Origin of the sequence: Priestia sp. YIM B13489, assembly GCF_042787645.1 — a bacterium.
In the GTDB taxonomy this organism is placed as follows: Bacteria; Bacillota; Bacilli; order Bacillales; family Bacillaceae_H; genus Priestia; species Priestia megaterium.
This window is the reverse complement of sequence record NZ_JBHZOQ010000053.1, coordinates 2,879,092-2,897,038: the sequence shown is the minus strand read 5'-3', so window position 1 is coordinate 2,897,038 and position 17,947 is coordinate 2,879,092. Positions and strand designations below refer to the sequence as shown.

General features: G+C 35.8%; 22 protein-coding genes. 13 read left to right on the top strand and 9 right to left on the bottom strand.

The window, feature by feature from the left end; all coding sequences use genetic code 11:
- Window positions 1-44 precede the first annotated feature (44 nt).
- Together ACFX4W_RS20665 and ACFX4W_RS20660 are read right to left on the bottom strand one after the other, a co-directional pair.
- Window positions 45-266 carry a hypothetical protein gene (locus ACFX4W_RS20665; RefSeq protein ID WP_043980769.1) on the bottom strand — a complete coding sequence of 74 codons (222 nt, stop codon included), beginning with the start codon at window positions 264-266 and terminating at the stop codon, window positions 45-47.
- 263 nt (window positions 267-529) lie between these two features.
- Window positions 530-2,752, bottom strand: coding sequence for an MMPL family transporter (locus tag ACFX4W_RS20660; protein WP_377559993.1), 2,223 nt, complete (start codon window positions 2,750-2,752; stop codon window positions 530-532).
- A gap of 135 nt (window positions 2,753-2,887) precedes the next feature.
- Between ACFX4W_RS20660 and ACFX4W_RS20655 the strand changes: the two genes are divergently transcribed.
- From ACFX4W_RS20655 to ACFX4W_RS20630, 6 genes are all read left to right on the top strand, one after another.
- Window positions 2,888-3,508: a TetR/AcrR family transcriptional regulator gene (locus tag ACFX4W_RS20655; protein ID WP_043980773.1), complete on the top strand. Its 621-nt coding sequence runs from the start codon at window positions 2,888-2,890 to the stop codon at window positions 3,506-3,508.
- 330 nt (window positions 3,509-3,838) lie between these two features.
- Window positions 3,839-4,612, top strand: coding sequence for a TerC family protein (locus ACFX4W_RS20650; protein ID WP_043980775.1), 774 nt, complete (start codon window positions 3,839-3,841; stop codon window positions 4,610-4,612).
- A gap of 698 nt (window positions 4,613-5,310) precedes the next feature.
- Window positions 5,311-5,508 carry a hypothetical protein gene (locus tag ACFX4W_RS20645; RefSeq protein WP_016766364.1) on the top strand — a complete coding sequence of 66 codons (198 nt, stop codon included), beginning with the start codon at window positions 5,311-5,313 and terminating at the stop codon, window positions 5,506-5,508.
- Window positions 5,509-5,525: 17 nt separating this feature from the next.
- The gene (locus tag ACFX4W_RS20640; RefSeq protein ID WP_013056394.1) at window positions 5,526-5,816 is read left to right on the top strand and encodes a spore coat protein; all 291 of its coding nucleotides are present in this window, start codon (window positions 5,526-5,528) and stop codon (window positions 5,814-5,816) included.
- Window positions 5,817-6,075: 259 nt separating this feature from the next.
- Window positions 6,076-6,402: a YflT domain-containing protein gene (locus ACFX4W_RS20635; protein WP_043980779.1), complete on the top strand. Its 327-nt coding sequence runs from the start codon at window positions 6,076-6,078 to the stop codon at window positions 6,400-6,402.
- A gap of 728 nt (window positions 6,403-7,130) precedes the next feature.
- Window positions 7,131-7,892, top strand: a complete 762-nt coding sequence (locus tag ACFX4W_RS20630) for a PAS domain S-box protein (RefSeq protein ID WP_043980783.1) — start codon at window positions 7,131-7,133, stop codon at window positions 7,890-7,892.
- Between the two features lie 305 nt (window positions 7,893-8,197).
- Here the strand turns inward: ACFX4W_RS20630 and ACFX4W_RS20625 are convergent, their stop codons facing one another.
- Both ACFX4W_RS20625 and ACFX4W_RS20620 read right to left on the bottom strand, forming a co-directional pair.
- Entirely contained in the window at window positions 8,198-8,410 is a 213-nt protein-coding gene (locus ACFX4W_RS20625) for a hypothetical protein (protein WP_016766369.1), read from the bottom strand.
- A 266-nt stretch (window positions 8,411-8,676) separates the two neighbouring features.
- Window positions 8,677-9,099 carry an Lrp/AsnC family transcriptional regulator gene (locus tag ACFX4W_RS20620; protein ID WP_016766370.1) on the bottom strand — a complete coding sequence of 141 codons (423 nt, stop codon included), beginning with the start codon at window positions 9,097-9,099 and terminating at the stop codon, window positions 8,677-8,679.
- Between the two features lie 144 nt (window positions 9,100-9,243).
- Here ACFX4W_RS20620 and ACFX4W_RS20615 point away from each other — a divergent pair, with 144 nt between their 5' ends.
- Window positions 9,244-9,450 carry a DUF1272 domain-containing protein gene (locus ACFX4W_RS20615; protein ID WP_080781682.1) on the top strand — a complete coding sequence of 69 codons (207 nt, stop codon included), beginning with the start codon at window positions 9,244-9,246 and terminating at the stop codon, window positions 9,448-9,450.
- Window positions 9,451-9,840: 390 nt separating this feature from the next.
- Here ACFX4W_RS20615 and ACFX4W_RS20610 read toward each other — a convergent pair whose 3' ends face one another.
- Complete coding sequence (locus tag ACFX4W_RS20610; RefSeq protein ID WP_102813306.1) at window positions 9,841-10,338, bottom strand: DinB family protein; 498 nt, start codon at window positions 10,336-10,338, stop codon at window positions 9,841-9,843.
- A 214-nt stretch (window positions 10,339-10,552) separates the two neighbouring features.
- On the opposite strand from ACFX4W_RS20610, the gene ACFX4W_RS20605 reads away from it, so the two are divergent.
- Complete coding sequence (locus tag ACFX4W_RS20605; RefSeq protein ID WP_280559411.1) at window positions 10,553-11,347, top strand: hypothetical protein; 795 nt, start codon at window positions 10,553-10,555, stop codon at window positions 11,345-11,347.
- Between the two features lie 41 nt (window positions 11,348-11,388).
- Complete coding sequence (locus ACFX4W_RS20600; protein WP_162214005.1) at window positions 11,389-11,901, top strand: DIP1984 family protein; 513 nt, start codon at window positions 11,389-11,391, stop codon at window positions 11,899-11,901.
- Window positions 11,902-12,138: 237 nt separating this feature from the next.
- Here the strand turns inward: ACFX4W_RS20600 and ACFX4W_RS20595 are convergent, their stop codons facing one another.
- Window positions 12,139-12,450 (bottom strand): DMT family transporter, encoded by a 312-nt coding sequence (locus ACFX4W_RS20595; RefSeq protein WP_047932960.1) that lies wholly within the window; start codon window positions 12,448-12,450, stop codon window positions 12,139-12,141.
- Window positions 12,450-12,788, bottom strand: coding sequence for a DMT family transporter (locus ACFX4W_RS20590; RefSeq protein WP_016766376.1), 339 nt, complete (start codon window positions 12,786-12,788; stop codon window positions 12,450-12,452). Before ACFX4W_RS20590 ends, ACFX4W_RS20595 begins: the two co-directional genes overlap by 1 nt.
- 184 nt (window positions 12,789-12,972) lie before the next feature.
- Between ACFX4W_RS20590 and ACFX4W_RS20585 the strand changes: the two genes are divergently transcribed.
- Entirely contained in the window at window positions 12,973-13,866 is an 894-nt protein-coding gene (locus tag ACFX4W_RS20585) for a LysR family transcriptional regulator (protein WP_043981800.1), read from the top strand.
- 298 nt (window positions 13,867-14,164) lie between these two features.
- Here the strand turns inward: ACFX4W_RS20585 and ACFX4W_RS20580 are convergent, their stop codons facing one another.
- Window positions 14,165-14,311 carry a BH0509 family protein gene (locus tag ACFX4W_RS20580; RefSeq protein WP_013056404.1) on the bottom strand — a complete coding sequence of 49 codons (147 nt, stop codon included), beginning with the start codon at window positions 14,309-14,311 and terminating at the stop codon, window positions 14,165-14,167.
- Window positions 14,312-15,359: 1,048 nt separating this feature from the next.
- Between ACFX4W_RS20580 and ACFX4W_RS20575 the strand changes: the two genes are divergently transcribed.
- Both ACFX4W_RS20575 and ACFX4W_RS20570 read left to right on the top strand, forming a co-directional pair.
- Complete coding sequence (locus ACFX4W_RS20575) at window positions 15,360-15,842, top strand: DUF2243 domain-containing protein (RefSeq protein ID WP_043981423.1); 483 nt, start codon at window positions 15,360-15,362, stop codon at window positions 15,840-15,842.
- Complete coding sequence (locus ACFX4W_RS20570; protein ID WP_377559988.1) at window positions 15,835-16,593, top strand: cytochrome c oxidase assembly protein; 759 nt, start codon at window positions 15,835-15,837, stop codon at window positions 16,591-16,593. Before ACFX4W_RS20575 ends, ACFX4W_RS20570 begins: the two co-directional genes overlap by 8 nt.
- 38 nt (window positions 16,594-16,631) lie before the next feature.
- Here ACFX4W_RS20570 and ACFX4W_RS20565 read toward each other — a convergent pair whose 3' ends face one another.
- Window positions 16,632-17,516, bottom strand: a complete 885-nt coding sequence (locus ACFX4W_RS20565; protein ID WP_043981425.1) for a YitT family protein — start codon at window positions 17,514-17,516, stop codon at window positions 16,632-16,634.
- A 301-nt stretch (window positions 17,517-17,817) separates the two neighbouring features.
- Between ACFX4W_RS20565 and ACFX4W_RS20560 the strand changes: the two genes are divergently transcribed.
- The gene (locus ACFX4W_RS20560) at window positions 17,818-17,943 is read left to right on the top strand and encodes a hypothetical protein (RefSeq protein ID WP_272911084.1); all 126 of its coding nucleotides are present in this window, start codon (window positions 17,818-17,820) and stop codon (window positions 17,941-17,943) included.
- The last annotated feature ends 4 nt before the right edge of the window (window positions 17,944-17,947 follow it).

Here is a 17,947-nt window from a genome sequence, read left to right as displayed (position 1 = left end):
GAGATCCTACATAACAAAAGCTTCATTATTTTAACGCAAAAATGTTAAGTGGAAAGCTTCTTGATATCAGTGTAACAAATACGAAGGGTATTCTCATATTCAGATTCATAGCCTGTAAATAACACCTTTTTTTCTTTATTATCATAGTGAAATCCGAAGTTTTTTAAATCATTTCTCAATATATCTTCACTAATTTTAATGGAAGAAGCAATATCTTCATAAGTAGCACCATTATTTAGTTTTTGAACAATCTCACTGATTAACAAATTACGACCTCCAGTAGTATACGTGTCTGAAGTAATACTTTATCCTGAATAGCTGCTTTTATGAATTGCAAGTAAAGGTAACAATTTAAATGAACTTGGTATTAAAAGAAGTGTAGAAAGCCACATGTTTCTGCTGAGGAATTGTTCTTCTTACCTTTGTATTTCTCACTAATAATAGTAAGAAGTATCACCCTATGTTATGACCTGGGTTTGCTGAAAAAGCAAAGAGAATATTCTCTTTGCTTTTTTCTTGGTTTTAATATTTACTGCTCTTTTTCTGGTACCATTTCAACTTTACCTGGCCAAAAAGCAAATCTTCCTAAAACTGTAGTAATCGCAGGTACAAGGAACGGCCGCACAATAAATGTATCTAACAGAACACCTAAAGCCGTGATAATTCCAAACTGAACCAGAACTTGAATAGGCAGTGTTGCTAGGACCGCGAAGGTAGCAGCTAAGATGATTCCAGCTGATGTAATAACACCGCTTGTTTCGCTTACGCCTTCTTTAATTGCTTGCTTTAATGGCATATGCTTCTTTTTCTGCCAGATGCTTGAGATCATAAAGATATTATAATCCTCACCAAGCGCCACTAAAAATACAAATGCGTATAAAGGGATCGCTCCTTGGATAGCATCTGCCCCCATGATATTGTGAATAATGAGCCAGCCTAATCCTAAGGCTGCACTGTAGGATAAGATAACCGTTCCAACCAAGTAAAGCATGGCTACAATGGAACGCAAGTAAGCTAATAGCAGGAGCGATATAAAAATAATAATTAATGGGACAATGATACTGTCGTCTTTATCACTCGTGGTCATTGTGTCATACTGTGTTGCTGTTTGACCGCCGATCCATACTTTGGATTTGACTGCAGAAACTCCGGACTGTGACAGCGCCTTTTCAGCTGCATCTCTCAAGTCTGGAATAGCTTTCATTGCTTCTATACTATATGGATTCACATTAAACGTAACGTCATATACTTTTAGATCCTCATTATTTGTACCACTTTGAGGTGCAGAAACAGTACTAATAAGGTCATTTTTCTTTAATGCTTTTTCAAGGTCAACCGATTTCCCTTCCGTATCAATGACTACTTGTGCTGGTGCTAGTTCACCAGGAGAGTAAGCATCAGAAATAATCGTAAATCCTTCACGAGAAGGCATATCTTCAGGGAAAGAAGACAATAAATCATATGTGTACTTGATTTGACTAGAGTAAATGGATAAAGCTCCAAAAAAGACTAGACAAGCTACAATGATTGTCCATGGTTTCGTCGTAACCACATTACCAATCCAATTCCCGAAACGGTTTTTCGCTTTTCGGTCACGCACCGGTTTTCCTTTCTTTTTCGCCAATTCTTCTTCCATTTCAGGAGTACGAGGGACGAAAGGATAAAAAGAACCTCTTCCCATAACCGAAAGCAGGGCGGGAATAAGTGTTAAACTTGCTAATCCCATAATTAGAATAGATAAGCTAAAAGGGATTGCAAAACGGTGGTAAGCACCGTATTTTGCTACAATCAAGGCCAGAAGAGAGATGACAACTGTAAATCCACTCATAGCTATAGCACCTGAAGCACCTTTAAAGGCATTGATAAGGGCTTGTCTCTTCTCTTTTACTTTACGAAGCTCATCACGATAATGAGAAATTAAAAATAAACAATAGTCTGTTCCTGCTCCAAATAACAAGACCGTCATAATGGATATGGACTGCGAGTCAACCGTAATCCATTCTTTATCTGCCAAAATACCGAGAATCGGACTCAGAACCCCATAGGCAAAACCCACACCGATTAAAGGAATAATCGCTAAAATTGGGGAACGATAAATGACAAGAAGTAAAATTAAGACTAATAAAACTGTCGCGATTAGTAAGGAAACGTCTGCTCCTTCAAATAAGCTGGTTGCATCTACTTGAATTCCTACAGGTCCGGTAACGCGCGTGCTTAGCTTATCTTTTGCATCGATATCTGTAGCAAAAGAATCATATGAAACCTGTTCTTTTACTTGTTTTTTAATCGTGTCTAGATTTTTTTCTAGTACATCTGTTTCAACGTTTTCTTTAAAGAAAATGGGCTGTACAAGCGTTGTACCGTCCTTTGAAATCATTTTTTGTAAAGCTGCTAACGGTAATTTGTGCAAAGGCGGAGTAGACGTTTGTTTTTCTAATGGTTTCTTTTCTAAATCTGCCGCCACTTGCTGAATAGATTTTAAGTCATCGGTATTCAAACCGGATTCTTTATGCCATGTAAGTAAGGCAGGAACCCCTGAAGAGTTAGGGAATTCTTTCTTTATAAGATTTTCAGCCTCTACGGAAGGTGAATTCTCACTTAAGTTTGGTGCATTGTTCACTTCCGTTTTATTAACGGCAGGCCAAGCAATTGTTAGAACTGCAGTTGCCAAAATCCATACGGCAATAACAACCCAACGACTCACTTTTCCAGTCATCAATCGACTGAATGTTGCTAAAGGTGATTCTTTCATTAATTCTCCCTCATTTCCAAATCTGTTTGTTTCTATTACAATATATATAGAACCTTCAATAATTATATATACCAGAAGGTTAATTAATCAACTAGTTTAAATGTGCCAATTTCTTGAACTAGAAGGAGGGCCCTTATGAATACGAACCAGACACCGAAAAAAAAGCCTGGCAGACCTAAAATAACAACTGAAAATAATATAACAAGAGAGCAAATTTTAAAAACAGCTGCCCATCTCTTTATGGCATATGGATACGAAAAAGTTTCAATGGAGCAAGTGGCTGAAGCAAGCGATGTGACCAAGGCCAGCGTTTACTACTATTTTAAAAATAAGGCAACTTTGTTTACCGTTTCGGTATCAAGTATGTTCCAACGTATCACAAAACAGACAGAGAAATTATTACAAAACTCCAAAGGACTGAAACACAGATTATATGAGGTAACCTTGGATCATTTAAAAAGACCGCATATTGATTTTGAAACATTATTGCAAGAAGCGACTTCTTCGCTTACAGAAGGTCATATTCATGAAATTCGTGAAGCAGAGAAAGCGATACATGAGGCATTAGAGAACGTATTCAAGCAAGCTGCAAACAGCGGAGAAATCGTCGTAGCAAGTCCCAGATTGCTTGCGCATACATTTTCCACGGTAACAATGATTCGGAACAAGAAAGAATTAATTGCAGAATTAGGAGGCCCTGAAAAAACGGCTCAGGCTCTAGTAGATCTTTTTTGGGTAGGGATTAGTCCTAATTAATTTTCTTATTCCACTAAAAAAACCGGCTGTAACATATTGGTTAATATATTACAGCCGGTTTTTTTATTGTTCACAGGTACTTCTTGAGAAAAGGGGAAGGGCATAACAATAATAGGGTGACTTTCTAACCTATGTAAGTATGTTGACATAAACTATTTACTGACATACTGGAATTTGTATTTATGTTTATCTTAAGAGATGTTCAATTGTTGATTAGTGTTAAAAAAATGAAAATTTTATCTTTTAGAGTTTACTGCAGTATATATGGTTATTCTATTGTAAACAAAACCTTTAGCATAACAGCTTATATTTTGGAAAGGGGAGAAGCGGATGGAATCTATTTGGCTCGAATATGTATGGGCATTATTGATTCTAATCGGGTTAGAAGGATTATTATCAGCTGATAATGCTCTTGTACTAGCAGTTATAGCTAAACATTTACCCGAGGATCAGAAGAAAAGAGCGATTAATTACGGAATTCTTATGGCGTTTATTTTTCGATTTGGAGCTCTTTTTGCCATTTCATTTATCGCCAACGTTTGGTGGATACAGGCGATAGGAGCAGCTTATCTTCTGTATTTAGGTTTAAAGCATGTCATTAAGGCACGGTTTGGGAAAGACAATGAGAATATTCATAATGATGATGAAAAGGAGTCTGCTGGCAAAGGGTTCTGGCCGACGGTGGGCAAAATTGCGTTAGCCGACCTAGCTTTTGCCATTGATTCTATTTTAGCTGCGGTTGCTATAGCACTTGGACTTCCGGATTCACAGTTTGGAGAAATCGGTGGTATGGACGGAGGGCAGTTTGCAGTTGTAGTTCTTGGAGGGATTGCAGGTCTTATTTTAATCAAGTTTGCAGCGACCTGGTTTGTAAAACTCCTTGAAAAGCGACCTGCCCTAGAAACGACAGCATACGCCATTGTTGCCTGGGTAGGGGTGAAACTTGCTGTTATTACTTTTGCACATAAAGATATTGGTGTCTTAGATCCCCATTTTCCTCATAGCACCATCTGGACTCTAATTTTCTATGGAGTATTAGTTGGTATTGCTCTATTAGGTTGGTTTGCACCGGGCAATAAATCATCAGAAAAATCATCGGCCTAGAAGGTAATCGAGTGTGATAATCACCCTGAATTCATCAATTAACCGTACTCTTTCCTTCCAAACGGATCCTCGCTTTAATATTTAAAAGCATGTTTAGATTTTATAGAAAAGTGAGTTATGTTGATTCAAGTGTAACCATCAAGTGCGTTAATCCAAGCTGGGTTAACGCACTTTTTAATTGAAATGGCTGCGCAAATGAACGTGGTTATTTTATTTATGATTTTTGTGCCTTTTGATAATCAGTAAAGCAGGAAATTAAGAAACTCCCAATAAAAAAACCAATAAAAAGACCGATAAGACTTTCTATTTGAACATCTTTTTCTCCAATTATTTGACCGTAAATTACCCTGAATATAACACCAACGAAAGAGAGAACAACAGCCTTGATGGTAATATGTAAAAAATTAATAAAATCACACCTTTTCACAAAATATAGTACCCGATTTTAAACGATTAAAAAGTTCTAGAAAGAAAGACTTACAATTTAAGATTTATTTAAGGGTTACATATTACACCTAAAGGGATTTATTCTGCAATACAATAGAAGGTCAATTGCAAAAACAGGTGATTATTTTTGTTAGTTTTAGTATTACTGTTTCTTTTTCTGGAATTTTTAAAAAATAACGAATACTTGTTTAAATGGAAATGATTTGGGAATATAATTCACAAGTCAAAAAAATGACAAGGAGGATGCAAACATGGCAAAGGGACTAGCTATGCACGAAACGCTAGAAGTTCATGAAATCTTAACGCTTAAAACATCATGTGTAACAAAAGGAACAGCGATGTTGGAATTGGTAGAGGATGAGGAATTAAAAAAGATTCTTGAAGAAGATGTTCAAACATCTACTGAAGCGATTAAAGAATTGAAAAAAATCTTAAAGAAAGCTCAATAAATAGGAGGGGTAGAAAAATGGCCACTAAGAGTACTCTTACTAAAACGTTAGATGATCTTGCTATTGCGACTGATTTATTATTATCAGCTAAGAATGGTGTACGAACATATGCGGTAGCGCTTACAGAAACGGCGACGCCCGAAGTTCGAAAGGTATTAAAAAAGCAATTAGATAAAGCCATCGAGCTTCATGAAAAGATTGCTCAATATATGATTGATAATGAAATGTATCACGCCTATGATGTAGAAGAACAAGTAAATCACGATTTAAAAAAGGCAGATAAAGCGTTAGATTTAGCGAAAGGTTAACTAAAATTCTCCCTCTGACAATAGAGGGGGAATTTTTTTAAGGTTACATAAAAAGTTCTCTTTTGATATTTCTACAAAGGAAAAGAAGTCTATATTTTATTCTCTTAGAAGTAGATAGTTTACCCCATTTTATACAATATTTAGATGATATTTTATAGTCTTTTATCCCATATCCGAATAAATTGGTTTTAATTGGCTGCTGAAGGATACACCTATTAGTAGAACGACATATTCTATAGGGATAGAGGAGGAGAAAATAGTGAAGGAAATTAAAGTAGCAGAAAATAGTGGTCAGGCAAATAAGTTTATTGAAGAGTTTTTTGCTAACGGGTTTCGTAAAAACGAAATTTATTTATTGACCTATAATAAAGAGCGCTCGGAATATTTAACAAATACAACAAATACAAAAGAATATCGAGCTTCTGAACAAGGAGTTTTTGAATCTGCAGTTAATAAGTTATTTTCTCGTGAAGATGAACTTCATTCTAAAATGGCCTCGTTAGGTTTAACCCAAGAAGAAGCTAAACAGTGTGTCGGTGAAATGAAACAAGAACGTATAATCATTATTGCAAAAAAAGATGTGTAATGGTTCTCCTTTGCAATAGCTTTTGAGGAAACTAAGTGATCGAGAAGTATTAGTAAATCATACTAGCATGTTGCTTTATATATAATATTTATTTTTCTGTACGAATGTTTTATAAATCGGAAAGATACTGAACGAAAAGTATATTACTTGAGTCGTTTACTACTCTCATATGGAGGTGAAAGGGTAATGATTCAATTTTTTGGTATCCACATAGGGACGTTATACTTTCCTACAAGTATCCTTCTAATTACTTTATTAGTTTTAGTAGGTTTTGTTATCTATTTTCTTAGTAGAAGAAAAAGAAATAGAGATCAAACGATTCATTCAAATGAGAATAGGGTAAAGGGCAAAAGAGGAAAAGATAAAACTCTGTAAATGATCTAAAAGAAGAATTAATATATTTCGTCATCAAAAAGAATTCTCGTTTGAAATGAAAAAAAAATCATCCTAATCCTACAGTTCCTGATACAGCCTTACACCATGATTTAACTCCTGAGAAAGTATGATTTAAATAAATGCAGAGAGGGCCCTTGAATTCATTTCTAAGGGCTGTTTTTATTTTTGTTCTGTAAAGGACAGACGACCTTTTAATCTTCTATTTCCTTACTATTTCTTATTTATAACTTCAAAAGAAACTTTATTATCATTTTTTAAGATCTTAAACAAGCAATTGAACCCTTGATAAATTTGAAATAGTAGTCTAACCTTCATATTAAGGAGTGAAAATTATGAATGAAAACATTTCGGGTATTGATTATCAGGAAGTCATTGAATATGCGTTAGATCCACTCATTATTCATTCAAATCATAAGATTATATATGTTAACCACGCAGCTGAACATTTTTTTAGAGGCAAAAGGGAAGATATCATAGGTGCCAGTCCTTTAGATATATTTCAAGAAACATCTAAAGCAGCAATAAGGAAAAGAATCCAATCTGCTTATGAACGTCCAGCAGAGCTTATTGAGGAAACCATATTTAGATTGGACGGGACAACTGTTAATGTTGAATTATATTGTCATCCCTTGCTGCTGGGAGATAAAAAAGTAATCCAAACCTATGTGAGAGATATTACGGTAAAAAAAGAGAGTGAAACAAGACAAAAAGAAATAATAAAGCAAATAAATGAACTGTCTACAACCCTCGTTCCTCTTTTAGAGGGAATCGCTGTACTTCCCTTAGTAGGATCCATAGATGAGGAAAGAGCAAACCAACTTTTAATGGCTGTTCCAGTAAAAGTGCAGACACAAAATATAAATTGTTTAATTATAGATTTTTCCGGTATTTATACATTGAATTCAATTGTAACGGAGCATCTTTTTAAAATTAATAGCGTTATGTCACTACTTGGAGTGCAATGTATCTTAACAGGATTAAGGCCCGAATTATCTCGCTCTGCTGTTCAGCTAGGTATTAATTTAGATTCTACCCGGACAATGGCTACTGTAAAAAACGCACTTCATTTTTTAGGAATTACTTCTAGTAAATAATCTTTAAAATGAAAATAACTAAAGTAACTTGTACGTTTTTAAAGATACATATGATATGAATCTTTAGATGGTACTACTGTCAGAGGAAGTTTCTGATTAAAGAAATAGTGGCATCGTCTTTACGATTTCGTGCTGTTTTAAATATTTTTACATGGTTTTTTAAAATGAGATTTGTATCTTGTATACATTAGAAAAACAAAAGAAACTCCTGAACATATATCAGGAGTTTCTTTTGTTTAAAATAACATATTGTGCAATCCCACGTTTGTTAAATAAAAGATAGAAGAATCATTGAATCGCTTTCTTCAGTTTAAGATCTTGTATAAAGCTTCAGAAGCGTTATCTATATCATAATCGTTATAATTTAAGGTTTTTTGATCCGTAAGTGTAGTGATTTGAAAAATCTTAGATGTTTTACAATACGACAGTTCCAGTACTTGAGGAATGGTATGAGTAATAGCACTATCCTCATATTGAATAAGAGTATAAAGCGTTTTTTTTATTTCAAGTATATTCATAAAAGTACCTCTTTCCATTATAAGGAAACCCAGGGTACAAAGAGACCATATAATTTTAATTTATGTTCTTTCTCTATTGTAACATATGAACGTATAGAAAAATACCTGCCGAGAACAGACAGGATGGTAACTGCAATTGTAAATTCTATGCACTTCTAATTCTGCTAGCTGGTCAGTTAAAAAGGTGACCAGCTAGCAGAACATGTTCTTCTTATAATAGAATTACCTTGAATAGATTCAGTAATAAAAAAGAGTAGATTATTAACCTACTTTATTGCTTTATAAACAACTGGTGAGGAAAGTTTAATCAATGTAGATGGCTGCCCAAAAGCCATAGATTCATCAATGAATGTTTCAAGAGATTGAACGGAATTAGTTAAAACTTTTACTAAGTAGTTGTATTGACCTGCCAGACGATGACATTCGATAACTTCAGGGTGTTCTTTGCAATATTCTACAAATTGTCTGCAGTTTGTATTGCTGTATAAAATAAAAGCAGTTACAGGTTTGTTAAAATTTTCAGGATTAATTATTGCTCTATATCCATCTATTATATTTTTTTCTTCAAGTTTTTTTACTCTTTCATTAACAGCAGGGGTAGATAAACCAACCAACTTTCCCAACTGTGTAACGGACAAACGAGCATTCTCTTGTAGATGTAGTAATATATTTTTATCAATTTCATCCATAAAACATACCCCGCTTTAAATTATAAATTAAAATAATAGGTTTTCCGTCAATATTAAAGTTATTACTTAGTAATACAATAAGAAACATATGTAAAAATAGAAATTTATAGAATACAATTTGATTATATCAAAAGGAGGGATTTAATGGCTTTAGAAATGAGAAATACATGCGAAAAGTGCAATAAGAAACTCCATAATAGCTCTGTTGCTTATATCTGTACACATGAATGTACATTTTGTGATAAATGTAGTGAAAGCGAGATGTATATTTGTCCTAACTGTGGAGGAGAACTAGTTAAAAGACCAAGGGGTAAAGAACATTCGTTAAGTTGCTCACTGAGCTTATCGTAAATTTAGACACAACATTCTATAAATAGTGCAGTCAAAACAGCTATGGTCAATGGGGGGGCATTCAACAGCGAACCGCAACAGGTTTAAGTACGGAACAAATTATAAAGCATCATTGTGGTGAAAGTCTACATGGTCATTGCAATGTTGGACACTTTTCAATTGTCAGAAATGCAGAAGAAGACTTGTTTCGTTCGACACATTATTCTTATAGGTAACTAATTGCACGAAGACAAATATTTTTGGAGTACTGAAAATCGAATTCAGTAATCAATTGATTTATAGATAAAACAAAAGGCAATAGCACATAACTAAAATAAAGCCCTAAAAGTGTCTAATTGACGATTGTTAGGGCTTTGTTTCTGCCAATCATTGGGGCTCAATCGGTTTTTATTAAGCAGGAAAGCCTCCTGTTGGCGGTGGCCATGCTCCGTTTAACCTTCTCATAATGACAATTTCACCTAGATGATAGCTGTTGTGAGAAGCAATATTACGCAGTAATCCCCCTGGGGTTTCACTTGGCCAAGCATCCAGAGGTTCTTCGATTGCTAATGTATCAGCTAAGTGACATGCTTCGTCAATTCCATTACAAAAATGCTGGATTGTCTTTTTCCATTCTTCCTCATCAACCGGAGCAGGGTGTTCAGGCCAGCTTTCACTTACACTTTTCGGTCTTTCAGGGTTTTCTCCTTTAGCAAGGGCAAGTAAAAAGTCTTGCCAATAGCTCATATGCTTCACTAATTGATAAATAGAATAAGGTAATTCCTCTTGTTTATGTGAAGCAAGCTCTATATTAATATCAGTTATTGCGTTAATCGTCGGAAGATGGCCTCTTTCACCTCGCAGTGATTTGATAAGCGCATCACGAAATGCTGTATTCGTTTGTGTCATGTTTTTTTCAGCCTTTCTTTTTCAAAGTATTAAGCTTGTAACAGTCTAACACAAATCAGTTTAATATATGTACTTCTGTGATTAACGACTTACTATAACAAAGCCACTAAAACAATTAGTATCAATCACAATTTTTTGTTTGTAAGTCACCTTTATATGAAGAAATATGGTTTAATATAAAATATATAGAAATAAGTAGAAAAAGGTACCCTTTATGGAAAGTGAAAAAGATTATGTGATTTTGAGAAAGACGATAACAACTCTTTCTACAAGCTTTATTTTAGCTTACCTTTTGACAATAACAGGTCTGATTCAACAACTAACTGACGGAGAAGAACTATCGTATCATACTGGAAATGACATGGCAGGATGGTTCCTTGTATATCTTTTTTATGTAGGGGCCGTTATTGCTGTATACGGAAATTTTGTCTCAGTTATACTGGACGCTATTCGAAAGAAATGGCTTCCCAACATGAGGTGGCTATTTGTCTTCTTCCACGGCATATTAGGCTTAATTAACGGTTTGTTTTTTCAAGATACATATTTGGCTTATTACGGGATGGCAGCCGCTATGTTATATGCATGTATAGATTGGTGGGTAGAAAGAAGAATTGACAGGGAAAAAAGTACAAAAGTATTGCTAATTATACCTCTTATTCTTTTACTTCTCAGTTGGAGTATATTAGAAGCGCTATCACCTAGCCTTCCGCCATTTACGAAAGAAGATGCCATAGAGTTTGCGACAAGTGGTGAAGGAACAGATATTGATTTATTTCCTGCTAAAGTTGGAACATGGAAAGGAACTTTTGGAGGGTATCAAATCGAAAGAAAAACTCGTGCTAAAAAATTAAATAAAGAGTTTTATCTAGTGACGTTTGAAGAAAACTGGACTAAAGGTAAACAAAAAGGACGCTATGTAATGTCTTATAAAGTAGATCGCAGCAGTGTCTCAGGGGATGGCGGAAGTGGCACAACACCTCCTTATTATGAAAAGGTATTAGAACAATAAAATAGTAAAAATTAAGTTTATGAATAAAGGAGCTTTGATCTATGTCTAAGATTTCTCTAGCAGAGGCTGTGAAATTGAAAAGTGTATTATCAAAACGAATACATGAATTAGAAGAAGAGATGGACCGAGTTGCATTTATAGAGATCGAAAAAGGGGAGAAGATTCCTCCTCAGGCTCGATCACTATCTGATGTTGAACAGGATTTAGAGGACATTCGAAAGGATTTGCGTCTACTTGATAAATTAATGTATCAAGCCAATATTCAAAATAATATTACTTATAATGAACACAAACTAACAATTGTAGAAGCGATTGAATATGCCACTCAATTACGTGCTAAAGCAAGAAAATATAAGGAGTTTGGTTCATCATCTAAAGAAGAATATCCTTACTACGGAGAAGGGGTATCCATTATTAAAGTGGCTACATTTGATCCTGAAGAATATCGTCTAAGAGGGCTAGAGGTTGAAAAGAAAGCAAATAGATTATCAAATTTAATTAACGCTAAAAACTATCAAATAGAGTTAGAGTTTGATGGAGATAAATATTTTTAACCCTTGAAGAGGTGAGACTCCCTTCAAGGCATAGAAGGAGAATGTTTAGTGTACTCAAAGTACTATTGTGATGGCAAGTGATAAAACCAATAATCCAATGACCCATTACACTGTTACTATTTACCAATAACCAACTATAGCAATGGACGGTCGATGACCAATACCTCCTTGTTTTTAACTCCTTCTATGGTGCCCTTACTTGTAAGTTAAGTAAGGGCCTTATTTATCTTATTTTTATTAGAAAGCTTTCAGTATAATAACACCTGTAATAATAAGAGTAACCGAGATAATCTTTCTTTTGTTTTTTGATTCCTTAAATATATAAATACCTAACAGCGTTGTACTAACAATCGTCAGCCCTGCCCATATAGCAAAAACAATTCCCATTTCAAAATAGTGCGTCGTTAGAGAAATAAAATAAATACAAGCAATGAAGAGTAGAAATGCGCCTATCGTGGGAACAGTTTGTCTAAAGCCTTTAGATAGTTTTACACACATTTGGCCTGCAATGCCTAAAACTAAGCCCATCGTTAAAAATACGTATCCCATTACGCCGTCCTTCTTTCTTTAGAGCTCCCTTTAATGTTAAGAGAAACTGCACCGATTATAATAAGAGAAACTCCTAAAATTTTAGATAAAGAAATAGTTTCATCAAAAAAGATAATACCTGTGACAACAACAAGTACGGTTGCTCCTCCCGCATACAAAGCACTTGCTACTCCTACTTCACCTTTGGCGTTAAGTAGCATATAAGCAGCAATTGAAGAACAATAAAATAGTATGGCGAGAACAGTAGGAACAAAGTTTGTGAATCCATTTGTAAGATTAAGAAAAAATACTGCGATTACCTCCAAGATGATGGCAAGAAACAATAGTAAATAAAACAATTAGATCTCCTCCTTTCAGTCGCCTCATTTTAAGAACTTTACGTAATTGCTACTAAATAGTTGCAGTAGCACTCGGATGTCATTATTTTATCTAGAGCTTGATATCTTGTAAAATAATGATAAATGATTATAGATATCACTATTATTAATACCTAAATGAATGTAAGTGGAAAGGAGGATGTTTATGGAAGTAGAAGATATACGCATATTTATGGCTGTAGCAGAATACGGCAGTGTAAGCCTTGCCGCTGATAAGCTAGGCTATGTTCAACCAAATGTAACAGCACGTATTCGGTCTCTTGAACGAAAAATTGGACACCCATTGTTTCATCGTCACAGACGAGGAATGACATTAAATGTAGAAGGTCGAAAACTTTTAACATATGGAGAACAAATGATGCGGCTGATGGATGAAATACAGAAAGCATTTCAAGATGAGCGTAACCTTGTTGGATCATTATGTATTGGATTAGTTGAAACGGTAGTAGGGTTTCCTGAAATCATTTCTTCCTATCATAATAAGCACAAAAATGTGGATATTTCTCTAGTATCAGGAGTAAGTACACAATTAATAGAGAAAGTTCTTAAGTTTCAGTTAGACGGGGCATTTGTAGCAGAACCAGTAAATGTGTCAACGCTTGATCAAATTCCAGCTTTTGATGAAGAAATTGTACTTGTATGCAGTGTAAATGAAAAAGGGAAGAAGCAGATTCAGTCTGCCAAAGAGTTACTACACTTACCATTCATTTTATTTAATGAAGGCTGCCAATATAGAGAAAGACTGCAGCAGTGGTTAAAAGACGAACAAATAGTATCACCAAAAATCATGGAATTTGCTACACTTGAGACGATTATGGGGACAGTAGTTTCTGGTCTTGGTGTGACACTTATAGCCCGGTCATTAGCGGAAAGATATGAGCGGGAAGGGTTAGTACAACTCTTTTCAATACCTGAACCTTACAGAAACCTCAGGATTGTGTACGTTCGTCGCTCCGACTCCTATCTAGGAGTAACTGAGGGTGAATTTATAAAGACAATCAGCGAAGTAAGAGAAGGGAAAAATCAGAGAACGAATTGAATCGATTATAAAAGATATAAACGAACACACGATTGTAGAAAGAGTTGACTCGGACGAAGTAGGAGGGCTAAAGATCTTTTTATCTCAAGGTTATTTATTGGAGGTATTTCCAGATACGTCAGAAGACGATGAATACAGTGAGTTCTGGAGACTTTTCAACCGGAAGGAAGACACCCCTCACTTTGTTGTCACAGGAAATGGTGTTAAAAACGAGTAATCCTATAATTAAAGAAACGAAAAAAGCACAAACCCGTTGGAACCAAACGTTTTTGTGCTTTTTTCTTATTTTATAATTGAGTTACATATAATCATAAGCGGAATCATCAAAATAGAGCCAGTGATAATATTCAACCTGCGGATCTGTCATCTTCGAAACTTCTTCTTCATTGAATTTTTGATACTCAACTAATTTCTGCACTTTAGAATTTCTTTCCACTTGGCTCATTTTAAATCCTCCTTATAGTTTGAGAAGTAACAATGTATTTAAATATAGAAAGCGTTTTCTTTTTCTTGCTTTTATTATATATCTCAATATGAGATTAAAACAATATCAATTATAGATGATTTTTCAAAAAACAATATAGAAATGGTATTATGGCATCCAATTGGGACAACAAGGCTTCTGCAATCGAAATTAAATAATGGGTGATTTCCAATGGCAAGGCTAAAAATTTTTTGTTAGTATCGTTGCTTAATCCCTAAAAAACATTGTGATAACTAGCTCTATAAATTAGAAATAAAGCTAGCTATGTTAAGCTAGCTTTATATTTTTTATGCTGTTTTCCAGAGCCGTAAATTTTCAACTGTCGTTCACTTTGTTATAAAAACTCTTTAACATTTTCATCATGTTACGTCCTGAAGTTCTTGACATTTGATTATTATCTTCATCATCATGAGTACTCAGGTACCAACTTCCTTTGTTATCTTCATTTAATCTATATACCTTATTGGTTCTACTATCTGTATAAAAGTTTCCATCCTTCAGTCTCACACAATCCCCCCTCTACCAAGTGTCTATCCTGTATTATGCCCAAGATATCAATTTTATGAAAAATTTCATATACACAAAAACAGCAGGTTTCTTAATGCGCTTATTATTTTGTAAGTAATCTATAGAGGTGCAAAAATGGTGAAAGTCCATTAAATTTATGTACTGCTAGTAAACCTTAAATTAGTTCTTATTATGATACCTATATTTCCATTTTAAAATTTTATCTATTTTTCTGTATTTGCTATCTTCGGTTCTGTGTGTTACGCTTAGGTTAATTATTTTTGTTCGGTGTAGGATTGNTCTTCAAAAGGAGTAAAACTATGAAAAAAATATGCTAATTGGCTTCGCAAGTACTATCCTATACCTTTATGGTGAAAAGATAGTGAAAACGATATTAGGATATAGCTCCTATTTTTCCATATTATAGATTCATTTCTCTTTAATAGGGTATACGTTCATTAGAATCGATATAAACTTAAAGAGCTGCCAGGGAGGTATATATATGGAAAAGAAACACGAAGCAACTGCAAATCAGCGCGTGGTTCATCGCACTCGAAATAGCTGGTCAGGCTTTTTGTTTGGCGTAGGGTTAGTTGCTTTTATTGATGAAGCAGTGTTTCATCAGCTGCTTCATTGGCATCATTTTTATGATAAATCCACAACGGCCGCTGGTTTAGTGTCGGACGGTTTGTTTCATGCATTCAGCTGGTTCGCTACAATTGCATCACTTTTTATGGTGGCAGATCTAAGGCGCCGAGGCGGCTGGTGGGTGAAAAGGTGGATAGGAGGAGTATTGCTTGGAGCCGGGGCGTTTCAGCTTTATGACGGGACCGTGCAGCATAAGCTTATGGGACTTCATCAAATCCGGTACGGAGTGAAGATTGCACCTTACGACATTACGTGGAATGTACTTGCATGTTTGATGCTGCTTATTGGCATCATTTTAACATGGTTTACACGTAAACAAGGTGCACATCATGATTAAATATGAAGTATTGTCTCAGCTTTTATTAGCCCTGCCTTTTGTCGCTGCCTTTTTTTTATACATGTGGGCTGTAGCTTCTTCGAATGCAACGTATAGAAAATGGTCATTATATAGGACGTCCAGCTGGACACTTGGTATTTTATGCGCCATATCTTCTGTAGCCGGACCGCTCGCAGCCCGTGCTCATATGGACTTTACTGCGCATATGACGGGGCATTTGCTTTTAGGTATGCTAGCTCCGCTTTTAATGGCGTTAGGAGCACCTCTTACGCTGCTGCTTCGCACGCTTCCGGTTCATGCAGCCAGAAAAGTGTCAAAACTTTTAAAAGGACGGTTTGTTCGGTTCATCAGCAGTCCGGTGACAGCTTCTGTTCTTAACGTAGGAGGACTTTGGATTCTTTATACAACAAGTCTGTATGGCATGATGCATCACTCTTTTTTCGTGCATGTCGCTGTACATATTCACGTGTTTTTAGCCGGCTATTTATTCACCGTATCGATGATTTCAATCGATCCTTCGCCGCATCAAAAAACTTTTACGCACCGGGCATCCGTATTGGTTCTTGCTCTTGCTGCTCACGGTATTTTATCAAAATGTGTGTACGCTCACCCGCCTATGCACGTATCGGCGGAAGGGGCGCAGCAAGGGGCTATGCTGATGTATTACGGAGGCGATTTAATCGACTTATGTTTAATTGTGCTTCTTTGTTATGAATGGTTTAAGCAGGTTCAAAAAGTATCTCTTACATAAAAAACGCGCAGAAAGCATGGTGCTTTCTGCGCGTTTTTTTAGTGAATGTTTCGTTTTTTAAAGCGTCCGCCGCGGACTTCGGTAATATCTGCAACGGCTAAAAAGGCAGTAGGATCAAAATCTTCAACAATGGTTTTTAGCTTTGATTCTTCAAGGCGCGTGATGATGCAGAAAATCACTTTTTTATCATCGCCCGTATAAGCACCTTCACCGTGCAAATAGGTAACGCCTCGACCTAGACGCGCATTAATCGCATCGCCAATTTCGTCGGAATATTCGCTAATAATCCAAGCGGATTTTGATTCTTCCAATCCTTCTACAACCGTATCAATGGCTTTAGCTGCAATGATGTACGCAAGGATGGAATACATGGCGCGGTCCCACGTGAACACAAATCCCGCTGCTCCTAAAATGAAGAAGTTGAAAAACATCACAATTTCTCCCACGGAAAACGGAATTTTTTTACTGATTAAAATGGCAAGTATCTCCGTACCGTCAAGCGCTCCGCCGTAGCGAATTACGAGTCCAATTCCAATTCCGAGAATAATCCCTCCAAAAACGGTAGCAAGAAGAACGTCTGCGGTAAATGCGGGGACATCATGAAACATAGAAGTTAAGATGGATACAACCAGTATGCCAAAAATAGTGGAAAGGGCAAATGTTTTCCCCATTTGCTTGTACCCGATAAATACAAACGGAAGATTTAGTACAAAAAGAAAGATTCCTAGATTTACGCCAGTAAGGTGCGAAAGCATGATGGAAATACCGGTAATTCCTCCGTCGACAACGTGGTTCGGAACGAGAAAAATTTCAAGTCCTGTGGCCATGAGCAGGGCACCGATCGCAATGGCGATGGCCCTACCAAATACCTGTCCCTTGGACAGCTTTCGGTGCTGAATTTTCGCTTTTTCGAGTTCTGTCATTTGCATGTCTCCTTTGATGTCTCCTATGTATTTCTCACTTTAGAAAAGTGAAACTATCTTTAATTATACCTTACTATGCACAATTAGTGGGGATAGACGGCTTAATCACTTGTTTCACCATGCAAAAAAAGCCTGCTTCAGAGTCATAAGCAGGCTTTTTAAGGAGTAAAACGATGAAAAAAGATAGTTGGCTTTACGGCTTTAACTATATAGAAAATTGATGAAAAAACAGTGAAAATGCCGGCATGTGCGGTAAGAAAACCGGGGATACTAGTTAAAAAAGCCAAAAGGAGATGACGAAATGAGCGTGTGGATGATGTATAATCACTTGATGCATTCGCAAATCTTTTTAAGCAGCGTATTAATTAGCGGTATTCTTCTTGTTAGCGGAGGATTTGTGTACGGTAGCATAATGAACAAAAAGTGAACCT